The sequence below is a fragment of the Marinomonas sp. IMCC 4694 genome, from assembly GCF_008122525.1.
Classification (GTDB): Bacteria; Pseudomonadota; Gammaproteobacteria; order Pseudomonadales; family Marinomonadaceae; genus Marinomonas.
In genome coordinates this window covers 82,896-104,136 of sequence record NZ_VSRV01000001.1, presented here as the reverse complement: position 1 = coordinate 104,136, position 21,241 = coordinate 82,896, and the positions used below count along the sequence as shown (strand labels likewise).

Annotated in this window: 23 protein-coding genes and 1 pseudogene; 5 read left to right on the top strand and 19 right to left on the bottom strand. The window is 45.5% G+C overall.

What is annotated here, in order from left to right; translation table 11 throughout:
• The first annotated feature begins 114 nt into the window (after positions 1 to 114).
• Positions 115 to 759, top strand: a complete 645-nt coding sequence (locus FXV75_RS00490) for a helix-turn-helix transcriptional regulator (RefSeq protein ID WP_187424822.1) — start codon at positions 115 to 117, stop codon at positions 757 to 759.
• 119 nt (positions 760 to 878) lie between these two features.
• Here the strand turns inward: FXV75_RS00490 and FXV75_RS00485 are convergent, their stop codons facing one another.
• Positions 879 to 1,760 carry a hypothetical protein gene (locus FXV75_RS00485; RefSeq protein ID WP_187424821.1) on the bottom strand — a complete coding sequence of 294 codons (882 nt, stop codon included), beginning with the start codon at positions 1,758 to 1,760 and terminating at the stop codon, positions 879 to 881.
• Between the two features lie 32 nt (positions 1,761 to 1,792).
• Between FXV75_RS00485 and FXV75_RS00480 the strand changes: the two genes are divergently transcribed.
• Positions 1,793 to 2,080 (top strand): transposase, encoded by a 288-nt coding sequence (locus tag FXV75_RS00480; protein ID WP_148830621.1) that lies wholly within the window; start codon positions 1,793 to 1,795, stop codon positions 2,078 to 2,080.
• Positions 2,038 to 2,646: an IS3 family transposase gene (locus FXV75_RS00475; protein WP_148830619.1), complete on the top strand. Its 609-nt coding sequence runs from the start codon at positions 2,038 to 2,040 to the stop codon at positions 2,644 to 2,646. Before FXV75_RS00480 ends, FXV75_RS00475 begins: the two co-directional genes overlap by 43 nt.
• A gap of 155 nt (positions 2,647 to 2,801) precedes the next feature.
• Here the strand turns inward: FXV75_RS00475 and FXV75_RS00470 are convergent, their stop codons facing one another.
• On the bottom strand, positions 2,802 to 3,905 hold the full coding sequence (locus FXV75_RS00470; RefSeq protein ID WP_222863066.1) for a transposase: 1,104 nt from the start codon (positions 3,903 to 3,905) through the stop codon (positions 2,802 to 2,804).
• Between the two features lie 124 nt (positions 3,906 to 4,029).
• Here FXV75_RS00470 and FXV75_RS00465 point away from each other — a divergent pair.
• Positions 4,030 to 4,392, top strand: a pseudogene (locus tag FXV75_RS00465) (integrase core domain-containing protein); the annotation flags it as partial.
• On the opposite strand, the gene FXV75_RS00460 reads toward FXV75_RS00465, so the two are convergent.
• The 8 genes from FXV75_RS00460 to FXV75_RS00425 form a co-directional block, all read right to left on the bottom strand.
• Positions 4,302 to 4,610 carry a hypothetical protein gene (locus FXV75_RS00460; protein ID WP_187424934.1) on the bottom strand — a complete coding sequence of 103 codons (309 nt, stop codon included), beginning with the start codon at positions 4,608 to 4,610 and terminating at the stop codon, positions 4,302 to 4,304. The pseudogene FXV75_RS00465 and the gene FXV75_RS00460 sit on opposite strands and share 91 nt — an antisense overlap.
• 243 nt (positions 4,611 to 4,853) lie before the next feature.
• Positions 4,854 to 5,312, bottom strand: coding sequence for a DUF1456 family protein (locus tag FXV75_RS00455; RefSeq protein ID WP_148830617.1), 459 nt, complete (start codon positions 5,310 to 5,312; stop codon positions 4,854 to 4,856).
• A 61-nt stretch (positions 5,313 to 5,373) separates the two neighbouring features.
• Positions 5,374 to 6,435: a class I SAM-dependent methyltransferase gene (locus FXV75_RS00450; protein ID WP_148830615.1), complete on the bottom strand. Its 1,062-nt coding sequence runs from the start codon at positions 6,433 to 6,435 to the stop codon at positions 5,374 to 5,376.
• Positions 6,425 to 7,033: a gamma-glutamylcyclotransferase family protein gene (locus FXV75_RS00445; protein ID WP_148830613.1), complete on the bottom strand. Its 609-nt coding sequence runs from the start codon at positions 7,031 to 7,033 to the stop codon at positions 6,425 to 6,427. Before FXV75_RS00445 ends, FXV75_RS00450 begins: the two co-directional genes overlap by 11 nt.
• A gap of 117 nt (positions 7,034 to 7,150) precedes the next feature.
• Entirely contained in the window at positions 7,151 to 8,677 is a 1,527-nt protein-coding gene (locus tag FXV75_RS00440) for a DHA2 family efflux MFS transporter permease subunit (protein ID WP_148830611.1), read from the bottom strand.
• A 10-nt stretch (positions 8,678 to 8,687) separates the two neighbouring features.
• A complete protein-coding gene (locus FXV75_RS00435; RefSeq protein WP_148830609.1) occupies positions 8,688 to 9,752 on the bottom strand; it encodes an HlyD family secretion protein in 1,065 nt (354 codons plus the stop codon).
• Positions 9,753 to 9,777: 25 nt separating this feature from the next.
• The gene (locus FXV75_RS00430; protein WP_148830607.1) at positions 9,778 to 10,203 is read right to left on the bottom strand and encodes a MarR family winged helix-turn-helix transcriptional regulator; all 426 of its coding nucleotides are present in this window, start codon (positions 10,201 to 10,203) and stop codon (positions 9,778 to 9,780) included.
• Between the two features lie 121 nt (positions 10,204 to 10,324).
• Complete coding sequence (locus FXV75_RS00425) at positions 10,325 to 12,028, bottom strand: tannase/feruloyl esterase family alpha/beta hydrolase (RefSeq protein ID WP_148830605.1); 1,704 nt, start codon at positions 12,026 to 12,028, stop codon at positions 10,325 to 10,327.
• 248 nt (positions 12,029 to 12,276) lie between these two features.
• Between FXV75_RS00425 and FXV75_RS00420 the strand changes: the two genes are divergently transcribed.
• Complete coding sequence (locus tag FXV75_RS00420; RefSeq protein WP_148830603.1) at positions 12,277 to 12,753, top strand: TlpA family protein disulfide reductase; 477 nt, start codon at positions 12,277 to 12,279, stop codon at positions 12,751 to 12,753.
• Positions 12,754 to 12,805: 52 nt separating this feature from the next.
• Here the strand turns inward: FXV75_RS00420 and FXV75_RS00415 are convergent, their stop codons facing one another.
• From FXV75_RS00415 to FXV75_RS00375, 9 genes are all read right to left on the bottom strand, one after another.
• Positions 12,806 to 13,234 (bottom strand): copper chaperone PCu(A)C, encoded by a 429-nt coding sequence (locus FXV75_RS00415; protein ID WP_148830601.1) that lies wholly within the window; start codon positions 13,232 to 13,234, stop codon positions 12,806 to 12,808.
• A gap of 11 nt (positions 13,235 to 13,245) precedes the next feature.
• On the bottom strand, positions 13,246 to 13,752 hold the full coding sequence (locus FXV75_RS00410) for a hypothetical protein (RefSeq protein ID WP_148830599.1): 507 nt from the start codon (positions 13,750 to 13,752) through the stop codon (positions 13,246 to 13,248).
• 34 nt (positions 13,753 to 13,786) lie between these two features.
• The gene (locus tag FXV75_RS00405) at positions 13,787 to 14,410 is read right to left on the bottom strand and encodes an SCO family protein (protein ID WP_148830598.1); all 624 of its coding nucleotides are present in this window, start codon (positions 14,408 to 14,410) and stop codon (positions 13,787 to 13,789) included.
• Positions 14,410 to 15,315 (bottom strand): heme o synthase, encoded by a 906-nt coding sequence (gene cyoE / locus FXV75_RS00400; RefSeq protein WP_222863065.1) that lies wholly within the window; start codon positions 15,313 to 15,315, stop codon positions 14,410 to 14,412. The genes FXV75_RS00405 and cyoE overlap by 1 nt, the downstream gene beginning before the upstream one ends.
• A 16-nt stretch (positions 15,316 to 15,331) precedes the next feature.
• Positions 15,332 to 15,667, bottom strand: coding sequence for a cytochrome o ubiquinol oxidase subunit IV (cyoD, locus tag FXV75_RS00395; RefSeq protein ID WP_148830594.1), 336 nt, complete (start codon positions 15,665 to 15,667; stop codon positions 15,332 to 15,334).
• On the bottom strand, positions 15,667 to 16,287 hold the full coding sequence (gene cyoC / locus FXV75_RS00390; protein ID WP_148830592.1) for a cytochrome o ubiquinol oxidase subunit III: 621 nt from the start codon (positions 16,285 to 16,287) through the stop codon (positions 15,667 to 15,669). The genes cyoD and cyoC overlap by 1 nt, the downstream gene beginning before the upstream one ends.
• A 92-nt stretch (positions 16,288 to 16,379) precedes the next feature.
• On the bottom strand, positions 16,380 to 18,461 hold the full coding sequence (locus FXV75_RS00385; RefSeq protein WP_148830591.1) for a cbb3-type cytochrome c oxidase subunit I: 2,082 nt from the start codon (positions 18,459 to 18,461) through the stop codon (positions 16,380 to 16,382).
• A complete protein-coding gene (cyoA, locus tag FXV75_RS00380; RefSeq protein WP_148830589.1) occupies positions 18,448 to 19,299 on the bottom strand; it encodes a ubiquinol oxidase subunit II in 852 nt (283 codons plus the stop codon). The genes FXV75_RS00385 and cyoA overlap by 14 nt, the downstream gene beginning before the upstream one ends.
• A gap of 401 nt (positions 19,300 to 19,700) precedes the next feature.
• Entirely contained in the window at positions 19,701 to 21,176 is a 1,476-nt protein-coding gene (locus tag FXV75_RS00375; RefSeq protein ID WP_148830587.1) for a PLP-dependent aminotransferase family protein, read from the bottom strand.
• Between the last annotated feature and the right edge of the window lie 65 nt (positions 21,177 to 21,241).

Below are 21,241 nucleotides of genomic sequence, written 5' to 3'. Positions count from 1 at the left end.
AGGAGCTCGTTTAAGGCTTCTGATGCCTTATTTATACACATTATTTTGGCCGGCGAAAGTAGGGAACAAGGCCTCTCTGGACGGATTTTAAGGACAGGAGATTTCATTTTTATAATGCCTAACGATCCTTTTTTATCGAGTGATTCGTTAGACTGTAAAAAGCTAATAATTAAAATTCCAACCGATTTTTTACACCAAACCGCGCACGAGTTTGGTTATTTACTTTCTACTGGCGCCATGCTATTCGATAGTAAGGTTCATCCTTTCCCTATGATTGGCCCTTTATTTAACTTGCTCAATGACATGCTACAACAAGACTCTACCATGCTAGGTGAACCGGCCTTGGTGTATTACGGGAAGTTATTAAACAGCGCAATTTTAACCCTGTTTCGTCATCATTTTGATCAAGGTATGCCGTCTAAGAAGCCCCTACATCGTCATGTGAAACAGATCCTACTCTATGTGCAAGATAATATAACGGCAGACATTACTGTCGACGTGTTAGCCGGCCTGTGTCAAATTAGTCGTAAATCGCTGTATAACTTACTGGAACGAGAAGTGGGGCTGACACCGTCATCTTATGTGCGTCGTCTAAAACTAGAGAAGGCGCATTCCGAACTTAAAAGTAACGAACGCGTTAAAAATGTCACCCAAGTCGCATTAAAGTACGGCTTTACCAATTTGGGCCGCTTTTCGGCGCAATATCGCGAACAAATCGGAGAATTGCCATCACAAACCTTGCGTGATGGTTCACAGTGACCGCCGTCTAAGAACGATCCGTGCTAAGCAAGAACGGTAAAATGAATGGGTTGTATTACAAAGAGAAAAACACACTGAACAAAAGGGGTAAGTCCAGTGTGCTTTAGGATTGCTCGTTATTAGAACTTGTACATCGCCATTACTTCAACTTGCTGACCAGCAGGACGGGTGACTACGCTGCCACTGGCAACAGGGTTGGTTTTTGCGTTCTGATCGCGAAATTCGATACCAAGATCAAGACCAGGAAGGTAGGTATAAATCGCGTTGGCTGTGACCAATGTCAGAGTGTCGTCTGCTAAACTGGATTTATCCGATGATACTTGGCCGTAACGTAGATTTACGCGCAATTTATCGCTGAGCTTTTGCCCAATGCCCGCACTAAATCCCGTTAATGTAACCAAATCACCTTGGCTGTCAATTTCAGCGGCACCCGATGCACCTTGAGCGCCATTAAATCCCCAACCCGCGTAAACCGCAGCGCCTTTACCAGAGAAACCGCTCAAGGTTAGGCTAGTATCACCAAAATTCAATTTCGTGGCTAACGACAAAGCGGCCCCAAATTTCGAGTCGCTGTCTGTTGTGTCAGAAGGTGTCATGTCAACATCACGACCCGTTAAGGCGACGTTAAAAGCGTGACCTTCTGGAGTACGGTGTGTATAAGCCGCAACCACATCAGGAAGGTTTGCATCACTGTATAAAGGATCCTGCAAACTCAAGCGCACACCATCTTTTGCATAATGCAATACAAGATCCGGTCTAACAACGGCTCCGTTACCAGAGATAGTACCAATTCCTGTGCCGTAAAAGTTGATCATTTCGGTATCAAAAGGGGCATTACCATAAAACTGTCCAGTCCAAGTTTGACCGACCGTTAGATTATCCACCGTGATGGTCGCGTGGCGTAAACGAAATACGTTTGCCGCACCTCGAAAGTCTCCTTCCACAAAACCTTTTATCTTATGTTCGCCCTCTGTTGTGGTTGAATTAGCCGGACACTTCAATAAAGGATAATATCCAATTATTGAGGTGTAAAATGACTAAACGTACTAACAAACAATATCCAAACGATTTTAAGCAAGAAGCGGTGGCGCTGGTGATTGAGCAAGGTTACTCAGTTGTTGAGGCTGCCGCTTCACTGAATATCACTGACAAGCTACTTTATAACTGGGTAGCGAAGTTTAAACAACAAAATGAAGATTCAGAGTTGTCGAAGGATGAGCGGGCTGAACTCGCTCAGCTCAGAAAAGACAATAAGCGCTTGCTAATGGAGCGCGAAATATTAAAAAAGGCTTCAGCGTTTTTCGCAAAAGAAATGAAATAAAATATTCATTTATCAAAAGTTTAGGTAAGCAGTACCCAGTTGTCATATCGTGTAAAGTGATGCGCGTTAGCAAATCTGCATACTATGCTTGGCGAAAACGTCCCGCGATAATTATCAGTGCACAAACACTGAATTTACATCGTAGGGCGAAGGCGCTTTTTGAAGATAGTCGAGACAGTTTGGGTAGCCGTGAGCTTGGGAAAAAGCTTCGCAAAGAAGGCTTTGATGTTAGCCGGCATAGTGTCATTGGCTTGATGAAACGATTGGGGTTAGTCGTTAAGCAGCGTATCCCTTACAAAGTCACAACAAAGCGCAAAGACAGTGATGCTGTAGCTGATAATTTATTGAACATGAATTTTAACCCGTTAGGCCAGAACCAGGTGTGGGCTGGGGATGTGTCATATTTAAAAACAGGCGAAGGCTGGCTATACCTTGCTATTGTAATGGATTTGTTTGGTCGTCGCATAGTGGGTTGGCACACGTCAAAACGTATGACGACAGACTTAATTGAGCATCTTGCAAAACTAATAGCCAACCCATTTGTGGATAACTTATCGCCCTTTTAGAGGCTGTTTTTTTACTCAGTTAAGCATGTGTTTCTATGCATTTTCTATTTTGACTAGGTCGTCATCGCTTTTCTCTCTTTTTTGATCATAGCGGCTCGTTCTGTGACCACCCCAGAAGCACAATATCCTCGATACATGACTTATTTTTCTGCGATTTATTGCCGCAGTCGAAGCAGTTGATCGACACTCAGTACTAAAATGCCAAACATCAGGTGACTCATGACTTTTACCTCACCACGTACCCAGATGTGTCGACCTCCGAACTCATCCTTGAGTCGGCCATTGGCTCGTTCTGCGCCCGAACGTTCCCGATAACGCACCGTATCGGCGGGTTCAAATTCTTCTTTCTCGCCCCCTCTGGGGTTGTGATCTATCAGGGGCACATGCCCTAACTCTCTACTGTGCTCATGCAGGTCAATACTGCAGTAGGCGGCGTCCATCAGATCATAAAGGTTGGTCACCCTCGCCGCACTGATGTGAGACAGAGGGATGGCGGCACGGCTGTCATGCATGGAGGCTGAGGACAGCAAAGCGGAGATGGGGACGCCACAGTCTGCAATGTCTAGATGCAGTTTGTAGCCATTCCAGCTGTTTTTATAGCCTTGAGCATTGCATTTTGTGCCACGACGGCAATCAACCGGGATCTCATTAAGCATCTCTTCTAGGCATTGGGTACGTTGCCGTGCCACATTGAATTTGATCGGGCGGTTTTCATCTTTGTCCTTGCGGGGCCGCCCTTTAAGCTTAGGTTTATCCGTGTCCACTTTGTCGATCTTTTGTGGACGTTCTCTCACCTTAATCGCCGTCCCGTCTCGGCTGATATGCCCAATGAGACGATCTCCAAAGTGCATTTTGATCAGCACCTCGTGGGCACGTTCGGCCAACTTATCTTTGGCAAACGTCTCGAACGCACGAGAAAAAGTCGAGGCTGAGGGCAGTTTCTTATGAAGCGGAAATCCACAGATTCGCTGTAATGCTTTGTCCATGTTTAGGCGTTCTATTAGATGCACCGTGGTGGTAAGCCCAAGCACTACCTTGGCAACAAACGCGTTGGCTAACCAAGCGAGTTCATGGGGAGGACGCCCCGTCCGATACGAAAAGCGTGTCACAAACTCTTCGATGCGAGACCATTCCAAGATATGAATCAGTTTTTCAAGTTTTGGGGTCAACAAGCCTATTTCTTGGTGTAAAGCAGGAATCAATTGGCCTTGAACGATTTGCCAGCGTTGCATTATTTGTTGGGGCGTCGTAGCATTCATAGAGTGGGTATGTCGATGTTGTGTGAGAACGCTATCGTCGCCGGAAACGGCAGCCCACGTCTTCTCTTTTTTCGTTATTCCACGAATAGATATGGCTTATATCGACAGTTTTGCAATTACCTCAATTGAGCAAGCATTTTTAAAAGCACATCGCTTACGACAGCCGCCAAAGGGCTTAGTATTTCATAGCGATAGAGGTTCGCAATACACGAGTAAACGCTTTAGAAGCCTATTAAAACGGCTTGATTGCCGCTCTAGCATGGGTGACGTCGGTGCGTGTTGGGATAATGCCGTGGTTGAAAGGTTCTTCGGCAGTTTAAAACATGATTGGTTGTTCAAGGTAGCACAACCAACAAGAGAGCATATGAAGCAAGATGTTGCGGCCTATGTGAAATATTACAATCTGGAGCGATTACATTCGTCGAATGGCGACCAATCACCCATTGAGTATGAAAACTCCTTTAGGAAAGTGTCCGGTTGGACTTGACCAGAACACTCTGTACGGCTTGTTGCGATGTTGACACGAGACTGACTGGCGCTTGACTCAAAAGAGCGATCACCCACTTCAGGGTTATTAAAAACGCCTTCCGCCTTTAGGTAACCGCCCACGCTGAATTGCGTGCCTTTGAATTCGCCTAACTCTAAAGCAAATACTTGAGTGGATAGGCCTGCAATAATAATGGCTTGCGCTACTTTATTTTTCATTAACATGTCGATACCGCCCTTTTAAAAACGTTTTTATTTTTTATGAGCATTGAATATCGCAAAAAGCTAAATAACAAAATATCCATATAGTGCAATCTTTGTACACTGGGTGTAAAAGTGACGATAAAAAGAATGAAGACAAACGATTCGGCAGGGTAAAAATAGGGAGAAGCGACTTTCTGATCGTCTGTATTGATCAGAAAGTCGCTTCTTATTAAAGCTTATGGCGTTTCCCCATTAGCATTAAGGGCGGATTTTTTTCTGTAGACCCATCAAGAAGTTACGCAAGATTTGGTCTTTGCATTCGCAGTAGTGGCGGTTGTCTGGCTTGCGAAAGAATGAGCTCAGTTCGTGTTTGCTTAGGTTAAATTCCGCCAGTGACATGATGTCTAAAATGTCTTCGGCTTGTAAGTTCAATGCAATACGCAATTTCATGAAGACGATGTTGTTGGTCAATCGTTTTTCGGGAGCCATCTGTGGGCCTTCACGCTTGCCGCGTTTGTTATTAATAAAGCCATTTAGAAACGTCGCCATGTCAATATCAAGCATCTCGACATAGCCTGTGTCGTCTTCTTTTTTTAACCAACTAACGACTTGCTCTTGCGTAGCAACGCCGTCGGCCGACGCAAAAATATCGACAATGGCCAGTTCTTTTAAATCAAATGTGTAGCGAAGGCGGCGCAAAATGTCATTGTTATTCACAGTAAATTCCTAGTGTTAGGGTGTGGAGTCCTATTTTAACAGAGTTCTTCATTAGACCCTATTAGCGTTTCTTCGGTTGGCGGCCGTGGTAAATCGCGTAGCCTTTGTCTCGGAATAAGCGCGTATGCGAACCCAGAGCAGCGTCCAAAATAGGCGGGTAACGCAAGAAATCGTTGGCCACTACAAACAGTTCACCGTTTAATGTTAGGTGTTGTTTGACGTTCATAAAAAAGCTTTCAGCAATACTGTAGTCGGTATTGATGCCCTTATGAAAAGGCGGGTTGGTGACGATGTAGTTAAAACGGCCTTTCACGTCCGTTAGACCATTTGAGGCGATTAACGTCACCCTATCGCTAACTTGGTTGGCCGCAAAGGTCCGTTCTGTGGCTTTCAACGCTAAGGCGCTGTCGTCTAGGGCGGTGATGTTGGCACCGGTTTTGTTGTGCAACCAAAGGGAAAGAATGCCATCGCCACAACCAAAGTCCAGTAAGCGCGAATTGGCGACGTCGCTCATAAAACGATGTTGATCAAGCTGGTTCAGAAAAAGCTCGGTGCCTTTGTCGAGTTTGCCGTGACCAAAGACGCCGGGCAAGCTGCACAAGGTCAAGCTTTGTCCTGCCACGTCTTGCTTCCAAGTGACGAGCCAATCATCAAACACAAACGGCTTAGCGTCGCGGCGCTTGTAGCCCGTGTAAAGCAAACAATGCTTGGCGCCATCCTGCTTGCCCACGTCGTCTAAACCGCTCTCTAGGCGCTTCATAGACGATTTAACGCCGCTTTTGTTGTCGCCTACCAGCCAAATTCGTCCCCCTATTTTTAATAAGGGCAACACCGACGCAAGCAAATAGTCTAGTAGCTCTTTGGCTTTGGGTTGATACACCACAATGTGATCAAAATCAGCGCCATTGTCAGGCGACCATTGCGCGGAAAAGAACCGTTTTTCATCGCTAAAACCGACACGCGCCAACGCATCGTAAAGGGTTTTTGATTGGCACCAAGCAGACACATCGGCTTTGCGGCTAAGGTCTAACGGATAGGTGTCTTCTGGGTTAGCAAATAAAATTTTACCGGTGAGCGCGTCTTCACTGCGCATCAATAGTTGGCTCGTGGTATTAAGATTCATAAGTAACAGATAGCTCTTTTATAGAAAGGGTGGTGACAGGCGCGAGTAAAAGATTCAAACGCTCTGTCGCAATATCCGGTTGCGCTCTGGGGTAACGCGGCGCGGTGCGATCATTTAATAAGGGCGACGTCCAGCCCTGGGTTAATACTAAAAAGTCTTTCGCGAAGGCATCACCGTGATCTAAGCAGCCGGCCAAAATCACATCCAAATAACTTAATGCGATCGGGCAATCATGATACGGCTCAACCACATCGTCGGTGTGATACACCCAGTAAGTGCCGGTGGGCAGTGTGTCATCTTGATAGGTGCTTAGTTGGTGAGGTTCAAGCTGTGCGCGTCGATAACCTACTTCCCGCTCATCGAACAGCGGAAATTGATCGTATGGGACTTCCACCAGCACACCATTACAGGCTTTATTAGGGGCTTCGATGACCGCAACAGAGCTCATGCCATATTGTCGCGACATGACCGACCAGTGACGTTCAAAACCGTGTAGCTTGACCGGCCAGACTCGTCCTGTCTCACCGGTTTTCGCACGGCTTTCACCATTAATTAGGCTGCCGTAGCCCAAAATAAAATGTCGATCTAATGCACTCAAGTCTGCCTCCAAACAAAATCGGCTACTATATAAAGCACCCGAAGTCAGTTTCAATGGTAGGCATGATAACGCTTGCTTTTAGACAGTACTAGCGAATGATGACATTCAAGTCTGTGGCTATACGCTAGCGGGCTTGGGTTTACCTTTTAACAAAAACACCAAAGGCAAGGCCGCGACAGACACCCACATCATCAAACGAAAGTCTTGCAAGTAGGCCAAGGTCGCGGCTTGCCCTGTTACTACCTGATTAAGCACCGTCAGCCCTGCGGCGGTCGTTGTGTTGTAAATGCCGTGCTCTTGTGCGATGTGCAAACCCACATTGAAGGGGTTGATATAATCGGCAAACGCGGCGTGGTTTATTTGCGTACGTTGGGCTAAGTAAGTTGTTACCACCGAGATACCGATGCTGCTGCCTATGTTGCGCAACAAGCTAAACATAGATGTACCTTCATTGCGGTATTTGGGGTCTAGGGTGGCAAAGCTAATGGTCGATAGAGGCACAAAAATAAAGCCCAAACCAACCCCTTGAACCATGCCTGTTCGAATAATATCCCAGGCAGTAGTGTCAGTGGTAAACAAGGTCATTTCCCACATCGAAAAGGTAATTAACAACAACCCTAAGGTGATGAAATACCGTGCGTCGACTTTATTGGCCAAACGCCCTACGATGATCATAGCGCCCATCGTCCCAAAGCCTCTGGGGGCCAAAATCGCACCGATGTCCACGACCGGATACCCCATTAATGCACTCATAAACGGTGGCAATAAGGCCATGGATGACAACAAAATAATACCCACAATAAAGATGAACACCATGCCAACACTGAAGTTTCGATCATGGAACATGCGAGGGTCAATAAATGGGTGATCGTGGGTAAAAATATGCACCAAAAACATATAACCGCACACCACGGCCAGCGCCCCCTCAATGATGACTTCTAAGCTTTCAAACCAGCTCTGAGACTCACCGCGGTCTAGCATCATTTGCAAGCTACCGATGGCGACGCCCAGCAAAACAAACCCATAAACATCAAATCGGCGTTTTTTGTCGAGTGCTGATTCGTCTAAAAAGCCCGCCAAGCCCAACCAAGCGATAATACCGAAGGGCACATTGATGTAAAACACCCAGCGCCAGCTGTAATATTCCGTCAGCAAGCCGCCTAAATAAGGACCAAGAATGGGCCCAACCATCACCCCAACACCCCACATTGCCATAGCAGAACCGTGTTTTTCTTTTGGGTACGTATCGAGTAACACCGATTGCGACAAGGGGACCAAGCTGGCACCAAACACGCCTTGCAACAATCGAAAGATAACAATTTGATCAAGAGATTGCGCCGCACCGCATAAAATAGACGATAGGGTAAACCCCACAATGGACCACATAAAAAGACGTTTACGGCCAATTTTTGCGGATAGGATTCCCGTTAATGGCATACAAATCGCCGCCGCGACAATATAAGACGTCAGTACCCACGAGATTTGATCTTGCGTTGTGCCCATCGCGCCCCTCATGTGAGGCAGAGCTACGTTGGCAATGGTCGTGTCTAATGCCTGCATAATGGTCGCGAGCATCACTGAAATCGTGACCATTATTCGCGTTGTACTGGCGTCTTTTGTTGGTGACGTTTGCGTTGCGGCCATGCTTATTGCCTCACAATGCTAAACCGAATAATCGGCGCTGATGTTCTGTGTCTATGGTGACATTGGCGCTGAAGCCTGTACGCAAAGTCGGTGTGTTTTGTTGGTCATCCACGGTGATTTTAACCGACAACCGCTGGGCGATTTTCACCCAATTACCCGTCGCATTCTCAGCAGGAATGACAGAAAACTGAGCCCCCGTGGCGGGACTGATACTCTCGACCTTGCCGGTTAGGGTCATGCCGGAATACGCATCGATCTCAATCTCTACCGCTTGACCCGGCTGAACAAAAGCCAAGTCTTTTTCGGTGAAATTGGCTTCGATCCATTGTTCATCATCGGATACCAATACCATGGTGGTTGAACCTGCTAAAACGTATTCTCCGCTGCTGGGTACTTTGGCGACCACACCTGAAGCGGGCGCTCTTACAGCAAGGTGACCCAAATCAATACGCGTCTGATCCAGTACAGCTTGAGCCGTTTGGTAACTCGGATGCTCTTCGATGGGAGTGGACGGGTCACCGCCCAAGGCTTCTCTTAACCGAAACAGGTCTTTTTTCAAGGTTGCTACTGTCAGCGCGCTCACTTGTGCCGCTTGTCGTGCTTGATCGAATTGCGTATCAGAAATGAACTTTTGTTTTAATAAGTTAGCTTGGCGTTTTTCTTCACGTTGGTTAAATGCATATTGGTTTTCGGCTTGATCAATTTCGGCTTGTTTTTCTTCGTAAGCCGCTTTCTGCTCCAGAATATTCAATCGAATTTGTCGCAACTGCGCCGTCGCCTTAGCTTCAGCCACTTGATAAGACGAGGCATCAATGCTGAACAGCAGCTGACCCTGCTGCACCTTTTCATTATCTTTCACGGCGATGGACGTAATGGCCCCGGATACTTCGGCATTGATGGTCGTTATGTTGGACTTAATATAGGCGTTGTCTGTTTCAACATAACGCCCGCCTTTCATGTAAATAAAGACCGACGCTATGACGATAACGAGGGGCAATGCCACCAGAAAAGTGCGGCGCGTTTTGCGTCTCTCAATGTGTTTTGGCAATGATGGGCTGACTGTTTGTTCACTCATAACCGATGTGTCTCCAAAGACGTATTTATAATGACGAAGAATGTGATAAATTGCTGTGCATGAGCTGTAGCGCCTCTAACATCCTGTTGGCTTGCTCATCGGTTAAATTTTGTAGGGCTATCTTACGAACGCGGTCCACTTCTTTATCGATTTTGTCTAATAACGGCCGCGCCGCGTCTGTTAGATACAAGCCGTAGGCACGACGGTCCTTAGGATCAGGTCGGCGCTCCACCAAACGGTCTGCCGCCAATTGATCGATTAAACGCGCCAGTGTAATGGGCTGTATGTCGAGCATGTCCGCCAAGGCAACTTGCCGAATGCCTTCACTATGAGAAACATATACGAGGGCTCTTGCCTGCATCGGCGTCATGCCTAAATCACTCTTCGAATATTCCCGACGCATCAGGCGAATAATGTCCGTGAGTAGAAAACCAATGTTTTTCGTCTGCATGTTAGCCACCTAATTTAGCACTCAATGATTATTATATATATTACTTACTATTTTCAATAACGCACACGCAGAATACCCAATGCTTCCTTAATCGGAGCGTAATACCAGACAGAACAGGACGCTAACGGCTCACAACACACTGAAAAGCGCCCGCTTTCAAAAAATCACCTTGAATGTATTTTGCGTAAGCAGGGTGAGGGCATAAGGGGCGGGACATACCCGACATTCGAGCGGTAATTTCAGGGTTATTGAATCGCGTTTTAGCGATGATAGCCTCGGAGGGTTGATTGTGCTCCACCCAAGATATAAGGGGTTGGAGCACATCAAATTGATCGGCAGAAGCGCCGCCTTGCCCATGAGGCATGCCCGGAATACGATACAGACGCACACATTCTGCTGCACGTCCTTCGTGCATAAAGTTCAAATCGTTGTACCAGCGCAAGGTGTCATGAACTGAAAACACAGGGTCGCTGTTACCATGAAACAGCAGCATTTTACCGCCTTGCTGTTTAAACTCGGTAAGCTGTGGTTTCATCACATCTGGCGGCGTCATGAGGGTCATGGCCGACTCGTTGAATACCGTATTTGTTGCGTAAATTTTTGGCGCATCTTTATCAAAGTCAAATGTCTGTAGATATTTTTCGAGTGCGTAAACGTCCCCCGAAACATCCAAAAAAGGCGTGGTATAAAGATGGGCCAAAGCCGCGGCTCCTATGGCAACGGCAGCGGGTTTATCGTCCCATGCTGGAAAACCGCTTTCTATTTTCCAAAAACGCCAATTTGCAGAGCGAATGCCCGTGTCGTAAGGCCAACTGGCGTATAGCGCTTGGTTTTTCGCATTATGTGGCCCTCTGTGCATGCGAATTAACGCAGCGACTTTGTTGAGCGGCAGACAGTCTCTATCAAAATTACTTTTGCACACAAGCGCTTTAGGATTAAAGGCCGTTTGACACGCCTCAGCCGCAAAAATCATATCGTCGTTAAGGCCATCTAAACCATCGCACTGCTTCAAGAGGTGATGCGCAAACAAGGTCAGATCACGAGGGCTTAGGGCTTGATTGATGGTGTCATTCACTCGGTGCAGCGCTTGAACATCCCACGGGTGTTGCAGTGCCGCTTTAGGGGCATTGAATCCAGGGGAACCGGCGATTAAGCCGTTAAACATGCTGGGGAAACGCGACGCGGCAACCATCGCCATTCGCCCACCATTGGACTGACCTAGGCCATAGGCGTATTGGATGGGCGCTTGGTAGTAGTGCTCGATCAATTGGCGAGCAACGGGGGTCAGTGTTTCAACGACGCCATAGCCGAAATCACGACGTGCCTCGGGGTCGTGACCAAAGATCACCTTGTTTATTAATCCCGAGTCTGGATTGATGGCTTTACTCTGGCTGATCGAAGTCAGACCTGTTGAGCGAAAACCACCATTGCCAGATACCACAGCAAAGCCTTGATTAATAGCATATTGGGGGCTTTCCTGACCCGTAACACGGCCAAGTGCCGGAGTAAATCTGCCATTTTGGTTTTCATTGCCGTCGTTAAATTGGTACGCAAATCGCCCCTGCCATACATTGGGCAAACGCAGTTCAAAGTGTATAGCATACGGCTGGTGATCTTCACTCATACGGTGCGCCATGACGCCCGTGACAAGGCAGTAACGGCTTTTTACTTGTTCATCAGCCGACATCATTACCGCATTAAGAGCAACCCCCTCGGGGGCCGCAGCCGGTAATGCCAAACACTCGATCGTCTCTGCGTGAAGCCCGTGGCTGATGAAAACCAGTAAGGCCGCCACAGGCATTATGGAACGTAACCGCGCTTTCATGCACATCATCCTTTTTATGAGCCGGGAACAACGCCACAACTAAGTGTCACGTAAGGTTCTTCAAAATACCCAATTCGCAACAAAATAGAAAGTGATCAGAATGAGCAAAGTTTGAGTGGTGGCTTGCCTACTCATCGGGCGATGGTTTCTATGCGGAGAATTTCATGGCTTTGCCTTGCCCGATCAAGTGCCTGTAGTTATGATTGTTGTCTTTTTCATTGATCTAATTCGACCCGTTTGAGCCACTTATGATGTTTAAAAATGCCTCGTTTGCTACTAAAATGCTCGCGATAGCGCTGTTACCCGTCGCTACTTTTGTGATGGTCATGCTGTTGCGCAGCACACCCTCTTTCGAGGCGGTTTCAGGTCAGTCTTATAGCTGGAAGAGCGATCAGTGGACGTTGGTCAATTATTTTGCTGAGTGGTGTCAGCCTTGTCTGGAAGAACTCCCAGAGCTGAATGAATTAGCACAAGCGGGTGAATTACGCGTTTTTGGGATCAGTTACGACCGGTTGCCCGATCAAGAGATTAAAGACTTAATAATTCGTCATCAGATCCAATTTCCGGTGTTAACTACGAAGTCTTTGGAAGCTTTGCCGATCTCATTACCTGCCGTATTACCCACCACTTATATCGTGTCTCCAGGCGGAGAAGTAGTGGATGTTTTATACGGCAAAGTAACGATCGAAGGAATACACGTTTTATTAGAAAAGCATAAGCTTTAAGTTCTTTCAATCAAACAAAACCTATAGGCTCTTTCAATAAAAAAATGCGCTATTACCCGGCTTTTCTTGGGTCTATTACAGTAAATGGAACCGTTTGTGACGTTCCATCGTCGTATATCAAGGTGATGTCTTCAACCTCGCCATGTTTCATGCGTTTCTTCAGGTTAATCAGCATAATGTGGTAGCCATTTGGTACGAAGCGTACCGTCTCTCCTGCATCAACATCAATGTACTTTTCCTGACGCATGATCATTCGATCGCCGTCCATTCTATGACTGTGCAGCTCAGTAAATTCCGCTACATCCGATGCGGCGCTCACAATACGCACGTCTTTGTCTGTTAAGTTTTCAACCAACATATAAGCGGCTGTGTTATCGCTGCCCGGCGTGTTGGCTTTAAGGTTTGTTCTGCTAATATCCAACTGAGCGGAAAACGCCAGTGGGCTCACCGCTAGCAATAAAGATGCTATGACTTTTTTCATGTAACTGCCTCTTAGAAACCACTGTGACGTCGGGTAACCAAACACTCAGTACCTGACTTCACACTTGTTAGTGTTGCGTTTTTCGTCAAACGCTCTTTGTGTCGTAAGAAGAAACTGTTTTTGCTTAGCCTTCCTACATATTCCCACTTCTTAAAAATCTGTTCGCGCACCTCTAAACAATTTTCAGGTGACTCAAACACTTCTTGATAGGACACTTCACATTCACCATTCACCATGGGGAACGCATTAAATTGTACTTGCGCATCATCATCTTTGTATGAAATAACACCGACGACGGTAAAGGGATACTTGTCCGCGTGCTGTTTAGGTTGATCCACATGCAAACGATGAACATTGGTTCCGATCAATTCATCGGCAATTGCTAGCAAAGGTATTTTGCATTGTTGAATGTCGTTCTCTTCGACAATCACCGACATAGACGTGTCGGCATGAACGTTAAAAGAGAGTGCGCACAATGACGCTAAAGTAACGGCAAAAAAAGAATGACGAATGGCCATAACACGTCCTTTCATTTAGAGATGACAGTGAAAATTAAGAAGCAGTAACCGCTTTGTTTTGCAGTTGTTTAATACGCGCTGCGAGCTCACTGGGTGTTGTGCTGTGGCTCATGGTCGTGAACAATTTGCCTGTTTTATCGATCATATAAAAACGAGAAGAGTGGTCGACGGTATAACCAAGTGCAGAACCCTCTAAGTCGGTTAATTCAAAGAATACACCGTAGTCAGAGGTCACTTTATCAATCTCTTCTTCTGACCCCGTTAAGGCAATCAAATCATTATCGTAATAATCACCGAAATCATACAAATCATTCAAAGAGTCGCGATCGGGATCAACACTGATAAACAAGAACTGAACACCGTTACGTTCTTCGACCGTCAATTGCTTATACGCCGCCTGAACCACACCAATAGACGCAGGACACGCCTCGGTGCAGCTCAAAAAACCAAAATACACGACGGCCACTTTCCCCTCGACATCAGAAAGGGAAAAAGGTCCCTCTTTAGTATGCAAAGTAAAAGGACCACCCAACTCGCTCAACGGTTTGTACTTTTCTCCAATTGGACGAGTTGTTGTCGTGGCGTAAAACACGATAATAAAGATAGAGAAAAAAACAGCCACAAAAACAGATATTTTTAACACTCTAGATTCATTCATTATGCAATAACCATTGATAAGTAATGAGTAAATGCCAAGCCAACTGGCTCGTAGTTAACGTAATCAACCGAGATTAATACGCTAAACACCATGATCATAATGATCGAAAAAACAAACAATCTGCGTCCCCATGCTTTTTCGTCGTCTACGTTATATCCGGCTTTAACCAAATAAATCCAATAGATGCTCATCAGCGTGATGACCAAAGCATAGACATTGCCCACAAAACCCCTTTCAAACAGGAACAGAGCGGCCACAGCAAACGCAACGATATACACGTACATGTGGTATCTTGCCGTCTGTATGCCGTATTTTACCGGCAGAACTGGGATATTGGCGGCTTTGTAATCATCAAAACGACAGATTGCGATGGCATAAGAATGCGGTATTTGCCAAAAACAGAAGGTCAACAATAAGATAGCGGCGCCCACATCAAAGCCATTACTGACGCTGACATAGCCCATAACAGGAGGGCAAGCGCCTGACAGGCTACCCACAAGTGTTCCATACACCGAATTGCGTTTGTATTTTAAGGTATAAAGACCCACATAAACGAGAAGACCAATAGCACCGAACAGGACAGCATAAACCGTTGTATAAAGGTGCAATAATGCAAAACCGATGGTACCCAAGACCAACGCCATAAACAACGCAGAACCCACGCTGATACGACCTTGTGCGAGTGCACGGTCTTTAGTGCGACTCATTTTTAAATCAATATCACGATCAACGTAATTGTTAATAATGCAGCCAGCCGCCACGATACACGCCGTACCGATCAAGACAATGAGCAACAAAAACCAATCAATATTACCCTTTGCAGCTAGGAAAAAGCCGCTTGCAGCGGCTATGAGATTTCCGAAGATAATGCCTGGCTTGGTCAGCGAAACATAGTCCTTAAACATAATTTTCTCGACTAGGTTAGTGACCCATTAGCATATTGTGATTCAAATGCTCGAATATCCACAACGAACCAACAATAACGAAGAGCAAGATGAACACCGCATAAACGGCAGAGATCGTTAACCAAGTTTGTCCAGAAGATCCATTCATATGAAGAAAGAACACCATCTGCACTAAAACCTGCGCAATCGCGGCAACAACGATCGCAATGATCACAAACGTGTCACTTCCTGTGCCTGACATAACCAAATAAAATGGAATAATGGTCAGCACAATCGATAAAATAAGACCCGTTACGTACTCTTTAACACTACCGTGAGCTTGTCCGCCAGGACCCGTTTCAGATGAAGACATTACATAGCTCCTCTTAAATATACAAAGCTGAAAACACAAATCCAGATAATATCTAGGAAATGCCAGAACAAACTTAGACAAGACAAACGAATTTTATTTTCATTTGTAAAACCATCACGGTTGAAGTGGACAAACAAAATAGCCATCCAGATCAAACCCGCTGTTACGTGCAAACCGTGTGTAGCCACTAGACTGTAAAAAGACGTCCAGTAACCGCTGGTTTGTGGCGTGGCACCTTCATGACTAAAGTGAACAAATTCATAAATTTCCATGCCAAGGAAACTAAGTCCAAGCAAAGCGGTGATAATCAACCAAAGCTTCATTTTCGCCATGTTTTCAGCATTGGCGCCCAGCATAGCCATACCAAAGGTAAAACTACTCAACAACAAAAGGGCCGTTTCAACCGCAACGAAACCTAAATCAAAGAGTTCATAGGGTGTGATCTCGTTATTAAAGTTTTGCCCCATAACCGCGTAAGTGGCAAACAAAGTAGCGAACAACAAACAGTCACTGATGATGTATAGCCAAAAACCAAACATGTAGCGATCAGCAGCTTCCGCTTCATGATGGTGATGATCGTCATGGTCATGAAGATCATGATCGTTAGTTAATGCAGTCATAAATATCTTCCAAAATTTAAATTCTGATTACAGAGCCATCTATGGATGGCTCTGTAACAACAGTTTACTGATTACTTAGCAAAACCGTTCTATCATTTTTGATCAGATGGCTTCCACTTTTTATAGTGTTTTGCATTTCCTTCAAAGTAATAACGACGACCTTCGTTACTCTTCAAGAATTTACCTTCAATCGCTTCAACCTCTGGAACCTCAACGTAATAATCTTTATCGCGTTCAAAGTTGAGTTTGATCCAGCAAGCAAAGATCGCTACTACCGATGCAATAACCATCCACCAAATATGCCATACAAAACCAAATCCCATTGGTAATGTTAGCAAGCCAAGTACCGGACCGGCCCACGTATTTTTAGGCATATGAATGCGCTGATATTTTTCAGGACGCTTATAAGCGGTGCCTTTTTGCTTCATATCAAGCAATTGATCACGATCATTGATGTATGGCACATCACCAAAGTTATAGAACTGCGGTGGTGACGATGTATACCATTCTAAAGTATGACCATCCCATGGATCGCCCGTTACATCTTTGTACTGAGGATCATTACGTTTGTACAAGCTCCAACCAATATTGAATACCTGAGTACCAATACCTGCAGCAATAAGCGCCACACCAATTAGAGAGATATACATGTACGATTGCCACTCTGGGTTATCGATGTACTGAAGACGACGAGTCATACCATCGAAGCCCGTTATGTACAAAGGCACCCAAGCGAAGAAGTAACCAAAGAACCAAAGTGCAACAGACCATTTACCCAACGTTTCGTTTAGCTTCACACCGGTCGCTTTAGGGAACCAGTATGTGAAACCGGCGAAGTAGCCGTAGACCGCACCACCAATAATAACGTTATGGAAGTGAGCAGGAACAAACATACTGTTGTGCAGTACGAAATCGTTCGCAGGAATAGACAGCATAACACCCGTCATTCCGCCTACCGTAAAGGTTACCAACATGGCGATCACCCACCACATGGACGCCGTTAATTCGACGCGACCCTTGTACATGGTAAAGATCCAGTTGTAGAGCTTCACTCCTGTAGGGATACCAATGATCATTGTCATGATACCGAAGAAAGCATTAACACTCGCGCCTGAGCCCATCGTAAAGAAATGGTGCAACCATACGAGGAAGGACAAGATTGTGATGGCAATGGTGGCCCAAACAAGAGAAACATAACCAAACAATCTTTTTCTTGAGAAAGTAGCCGTCACTTCAGAAATCATACCGAAAGCGGGTAATACCAAGAAATACACTTCGGGGTGACCCCAAGCCCAAATCAAGTTAACCCACATCATTTGATTTCCACCATCATCGTTGGTGAAGAAGTTGAAATCCAAATAACGGTCGAGTGTTAACTGAGCAATCGCAATCGTCAAGATTGGGAAAATAACCAATGCAATGATATTGGCGCAAAACGTTGTCCATGTGAAAACCGGTAACTTCATCATTGACATGCCTGGCGCACGCATTTTCAGAATAGTGGCCACGAAATTCACTGCGGTTAACGTTGTACCGATACCGGATATTTGCAAAGCCCATATCCAGTAATCAACACCTACCCCTGGACTGTATTCAATGCCAGAAAGCGGGGTATAAGCTAACCAACCCACCGCGGCAAACTCACCGACAAACAATGAAATGTTTACCAGTAATGCACCGACCAAAAACAAGTAGAAACTTAATGAGTTTAAGAAAGGAAAAGCAACGTCTCGCGCGCCAATTTGCAGCGGCATGATCACGTTCATGATCCCTATCATTAAAGGCGTTGCCACAAAGAAGATCATAATTACGCCATGGGCGGTAAAAATTTGATCGTAGTGCTCTGGAGGCAAGAATCCTTCACCATAGGTATCTGACATTGACAATGCTTGATGCGTTCGCATCAAAATAGCATCAGAAAAGCCTCGTACCAACATCACCAAGGCAACGATACAGTACATGATACCGATTTTTTTGTGGTCGACCGACGTAAACCACTCGTCCCACAAATACCCCCACAACTTCTTGTGTGTAATGTAAGCAACCAGCAATAGACCACCCAAAATAGCAGCGAACATTACTGGCGCTACTACAGGGTCATGGAAAGGAATAACACCCCAGTGTAACTTACCCGTTAGCACATGAGGATCTTTGATTAGATCAGTTTGAACCATTTTGCGCTCCAGTGAAAGACTCAATAATATTCTTAAATTGCAGAGGATCTATTGATGAAAAATACTCCACTTTATGATCACGTGTCTTTTCAATTAAGCGATCATATTCAGCATCGGTTAATACTTGGCCAGAAGCTTTGACACCTTCTACCCATTTTTCAAAATCTTCATCCGAGGTAACTTTGGCCTTAAAACGCATTCCCGCAAAACCAAAACCACTGTAGTTGGCTGATATACCACGGTACTCGCCCACTTCAAAGCCCATAATATTCATACGGTTTTCCATACCCGCCATGGCGTAAATTTGTCCGCCAAGTTTAGGAATAAAAAACGAATTCATCGTGGATTGAGACGTAACCAAGAACTGAACCGGTCTATCAACAGGAAAAGCAACTTCATTTACGACTGCAATTTTTTCTTCAGGGAACAAGAATAACCATTTCCAATCCATTGCAACCACTTGAATAGTAAGAGGTTTCTTGTCCGAAACGATCTCTTTCCTAGGATCAAGAGAATAAGAAGTAAAGTAAGTGATGGTTGCTAACACAACAATAATCACTACTGGCACACCCCAGGCAAAAAACTCTATCTTGCTAGAGTGTTCCCACTCAGGGTCGTAAGACTCATCTTTCTTACTCGCGTGGTATTTAAATGGTATCCAAAGAGACATTAAAATCGTTGGTATAACAACGATCAGCATTAGACCCATTGTAAGTAGGATAGTGTCACCAATTTTTTTCCCGGTAACACCGCTGGAATCGAACAAGGCAAGCTCACAACCGCTTAAAAGCAGTGCAAGTGCGAATACCATAGTTGACTGGAACAGTTTTTTCTTCATCTGTAACCTCAGAATGTCCTAGAGCAGGTTTTGCAAGCGGACTAGGCGCTTAATGTAAACTCATAGAATTCATAAGCATGTGCAACTAGCTATGAACACTAAATTGAATGCTTAACAAATAAAATCATGAGTATCGTCGTAGATACCATCAAGAAAACCACATTACATGTTGCATGTAGTGTAAATTAAGCCCGACAATTATATTTTTGCACTAGGGCTTTTACAATAGTCCATGGGCATAAATCGCTCCCTTCCATCAATTGTTTGTACAATTAATAATTGGTTACGATCATCTCAGTGATATAGATCAATTTTTTATCGAATATCCGGTTGTCAAGCTCAGCCTCAGATAACCACAGACAAGTTCAAGGTGAGTGAACGAGGGTCCACAAAACCTCAGCCTAATGAGGCCCATTTTTCACCCACCAAGTCCGCAGAGCGCGCACCATTTGAGACATAGCTTTCTCATCTGGTCCACTAAATCCCAAGATAAAGCCCATCCGATAGCCTGCTATTTTAGGCGGTACGTAATGGGAAGACAAATAAGATAGGCGAATGTTGCTTATTAACAGCTCTTTTGCAATCTGCTGGTCTAAACAAAGCGAATTGACAGGACATTTTGCGACCATTTCCGCTTTTATTTCTATTAAAACATGCATGCCTCCGCGCGGCTTCCTCCATTCAAACCAGGGCGATAGATGAGCCTCTAGCAAGGTAAGCAACGCCTCACGCTTAAGTCGATAATGCCGACGCATACGATTAACGTGACGATCAAAATGACCTTGCTCCATAAAATCCGCCACCACAGGTTGTATCGGTAATGAAGCGGAAACGCCTATGACGTGCTGACTGTGCTGTAACGCGGCGACATGCTTCATAGGCGCCACAATAAAACCTAACCTTAAACCTCGAAACAACACCTTTGAAAAGCTGCCCATGAAAAATACGCGATCTTTTGCTCTGTCATATACGCTCGCACTTTGCATAAAAGGCACATTGCTTTGACCCTGATACACAAATTCGTTGTCATAATCGTCTTCTATTAACCACCAATCCGATGCGTCATCTTGCACAGCGTGCAACCACGCTTGACGACGCTGAGAGCTCATCGCCATTCCCAAGGGATATTGACGATTTGGCGTCAATATCGCCGCATTTGAACACACCGTAGCTGTGGGTACACAAGCACCATCGTCGTCGATCATCAAAGCACCTTGACGAACATAAGACCCCAAGGCTTCACGAATCGGTGGATAGGTCGGCTCTTCTACCCACCATGTCATATCATGGTGACTTAACGAAGCGAACGTACGCTGCAAAAGCAATAAAGAGTCCCGACTACCAGCCGTCACTATGATCTGTTCCGCCGTGCATTCCAGCCCTCGAACGCGGTATAAATACGCCACAATTTGGGCTTTCAACCCAGGATACCCCGTTGTATAACCGCCTTGTAACAAGGTCAAATCTGGGCTTAACCAACTTCGCCTCATGCTCGTCGCCCACTCCTTGCTTGGAAACACGGACACATCAACGCCGGAATCAAACGCCAATAATTCTGTATTGACGCAAGCCTGTCGCGTGTCGACAACAACACGTTTTGGCGCCCGACTGTTTAGCATAGGCAAGGCGGCCACAAACACACCGCGCTTTTCCTGACTGGTTAAAATGCCTTCTGCCACAAGCTGCTCATACGCTCGAGACGTGGTACTGCGAGACACGCCAAGGGAACTGGCCAAAAATCGTGACGAGGGCAACTTATCACCCACAACTAACTCACCAGAGTCAATGCCTCGGCAAATCTGCTCCATTAATTGCTGATAATACGGCGCGCCTTCCTCACTCAAAGAAAACCGTAAACTTCCCATCGCATACTTCATATCTGGCCTGTTTATTTAATGGCATTCTGGCTATTTTTAAAGGCTCCAGATTTATCTACTCTTGG

Excerpts from the sequence above, each read along its gene's own strand:
- FXV75_RS00430 (WP_148830607.1), bottom strand. The coding sequence starts at position 10,203 with ATGCAGACGAAAAACATTGGTTTTCTACTCACGGACATTATTCGCCTG.
- FXV75_RS00420 (WP_148830603.1), top strand. The coding sequence starts at position 12,277 with ATGATGTTTAAAAATGCCTCGTTTGCTACTAAAATGCTCGCGATAGCG.
- FXV75_RS00480 (WP_148830621.1), top strand. The coding sequence starts at position 1,793 with ATGACTAAACGTACTAACAAACAATATCCAAACGATTTTAAGCAAGAA.
- cyoE (WP_222863065.1), bottom strand. The coding sequence starts at position 15,315 with ATGTTTAAGGACTATGTTTCGCTGACCAAGCCAGGCATTATCTTCGGA.
- FXV75_RS00410 (WP_148830599.1), bottom strand. The coding sequence starts at position 13,752 with ATGGCCATTCGTCATTCTTTTTTTGCCGTTACTTTAGCGTCATTGTGC.
- FXV75_RS00385 (WP_148830591.1), bottom strand. The coding sequence starts at position 18,461 with ATGGTTCAAACTGATCTAATCAAAGATCCTCATGTGCTAACGGGTAAG.
- FXV75_RS00460 (WP_187424934.1), bottom strand. The coding sequence starts at position 4,610 with ATGAAAAATAAAGTAGCGCAAGCCATTATTATTGCAGGCCTATCCACT.
- cyoD (WP_148830594.1), bottom strand. The coding sequence starts at position 15,667 with ATGTCTTCATCTGAAACGGGTCCTGGCGGACAAGCTCACGGTAGTGTT.
- FXV75_RS00435 (WP_148830609.1), bottom strand. The coding sequence starts at position 9,752 with ATGAGTGAACAAACAGTCAGCCCATCATTGCCAAAACACATTGAGAGA.
- cyoA (WP_148830589.1), bottom strand. The coding sequence starts at position 19,299 with ATGAAGAAAAAACTGTTCCAGTCAACTATGGTATTCGCACTTGCACTG.
- FXV75_RS00450 (WP_148830615.1), bottom strand. The coding sequence starts at position 6,435 with ATGAATCTTAATACCACGAGCCAACTATTGATGCGCAGTGAAGACGCG.
- FXV75_RS00490 (WP_187424822.1), top strand. The coding sequence starts at position 115 with ATGCCTAACGATCCTTTTTTATCGAGTGATTCGTTAGACTGTAAAAAG.
- FXV75_RS00470 (WP_222863066.1), bottom strand. The coding sequence starts at position 3,905 with ATGAATGCTACGACGCCCCAACAAATAATGCAACGCTGGCAAATCGTT.
- FXV75_RS00425 (WP_148830605.1), bottom strand. The coding sequence starts at position 12,028 with ATGAAAGCGCGGTTACGTTCCATAATGCCTGTGGCGGCCTTACTGGTT.
- FXV75_RS00440 (WP_148830611.1), bottom strand. The coding sequence starts at position 8,677 with ATGGCCGCAACGCAAACGTCACCAACAAAAGACGCCAGTACAACGCGA.
- FXV75_RS00405 (WP_148830598.1), bottom strand. The coding sequence starts at position 14,410 with ATGAATGAATCTAGAGTGTTAAAAATATCTGTTTTTGTGGCTGTTTTT.
- cyoC (WP_148830592.1), bottom strand. The coding sequence starts at position 16,287 with ATGACTGCATTAACTAACGATCATGATCTTCATGACCATGACGATCAT.
- FXV75_RS00375 (WP_148830587.1), bottom strand. The coding sequence starts at position 21,176 with ATGAAGTATGCGATGGGAAGTTTACGGTTTTCTTTGAGTGAGGAAGGC.
- FXV75_RS00415 (WP_148830601.1), bottom strand. The coding sequence starts at position 13,234 with ATGAAAAAAGTCATAGCATCTTTATTGCTAGCGGTGAGCCCACTGGCG.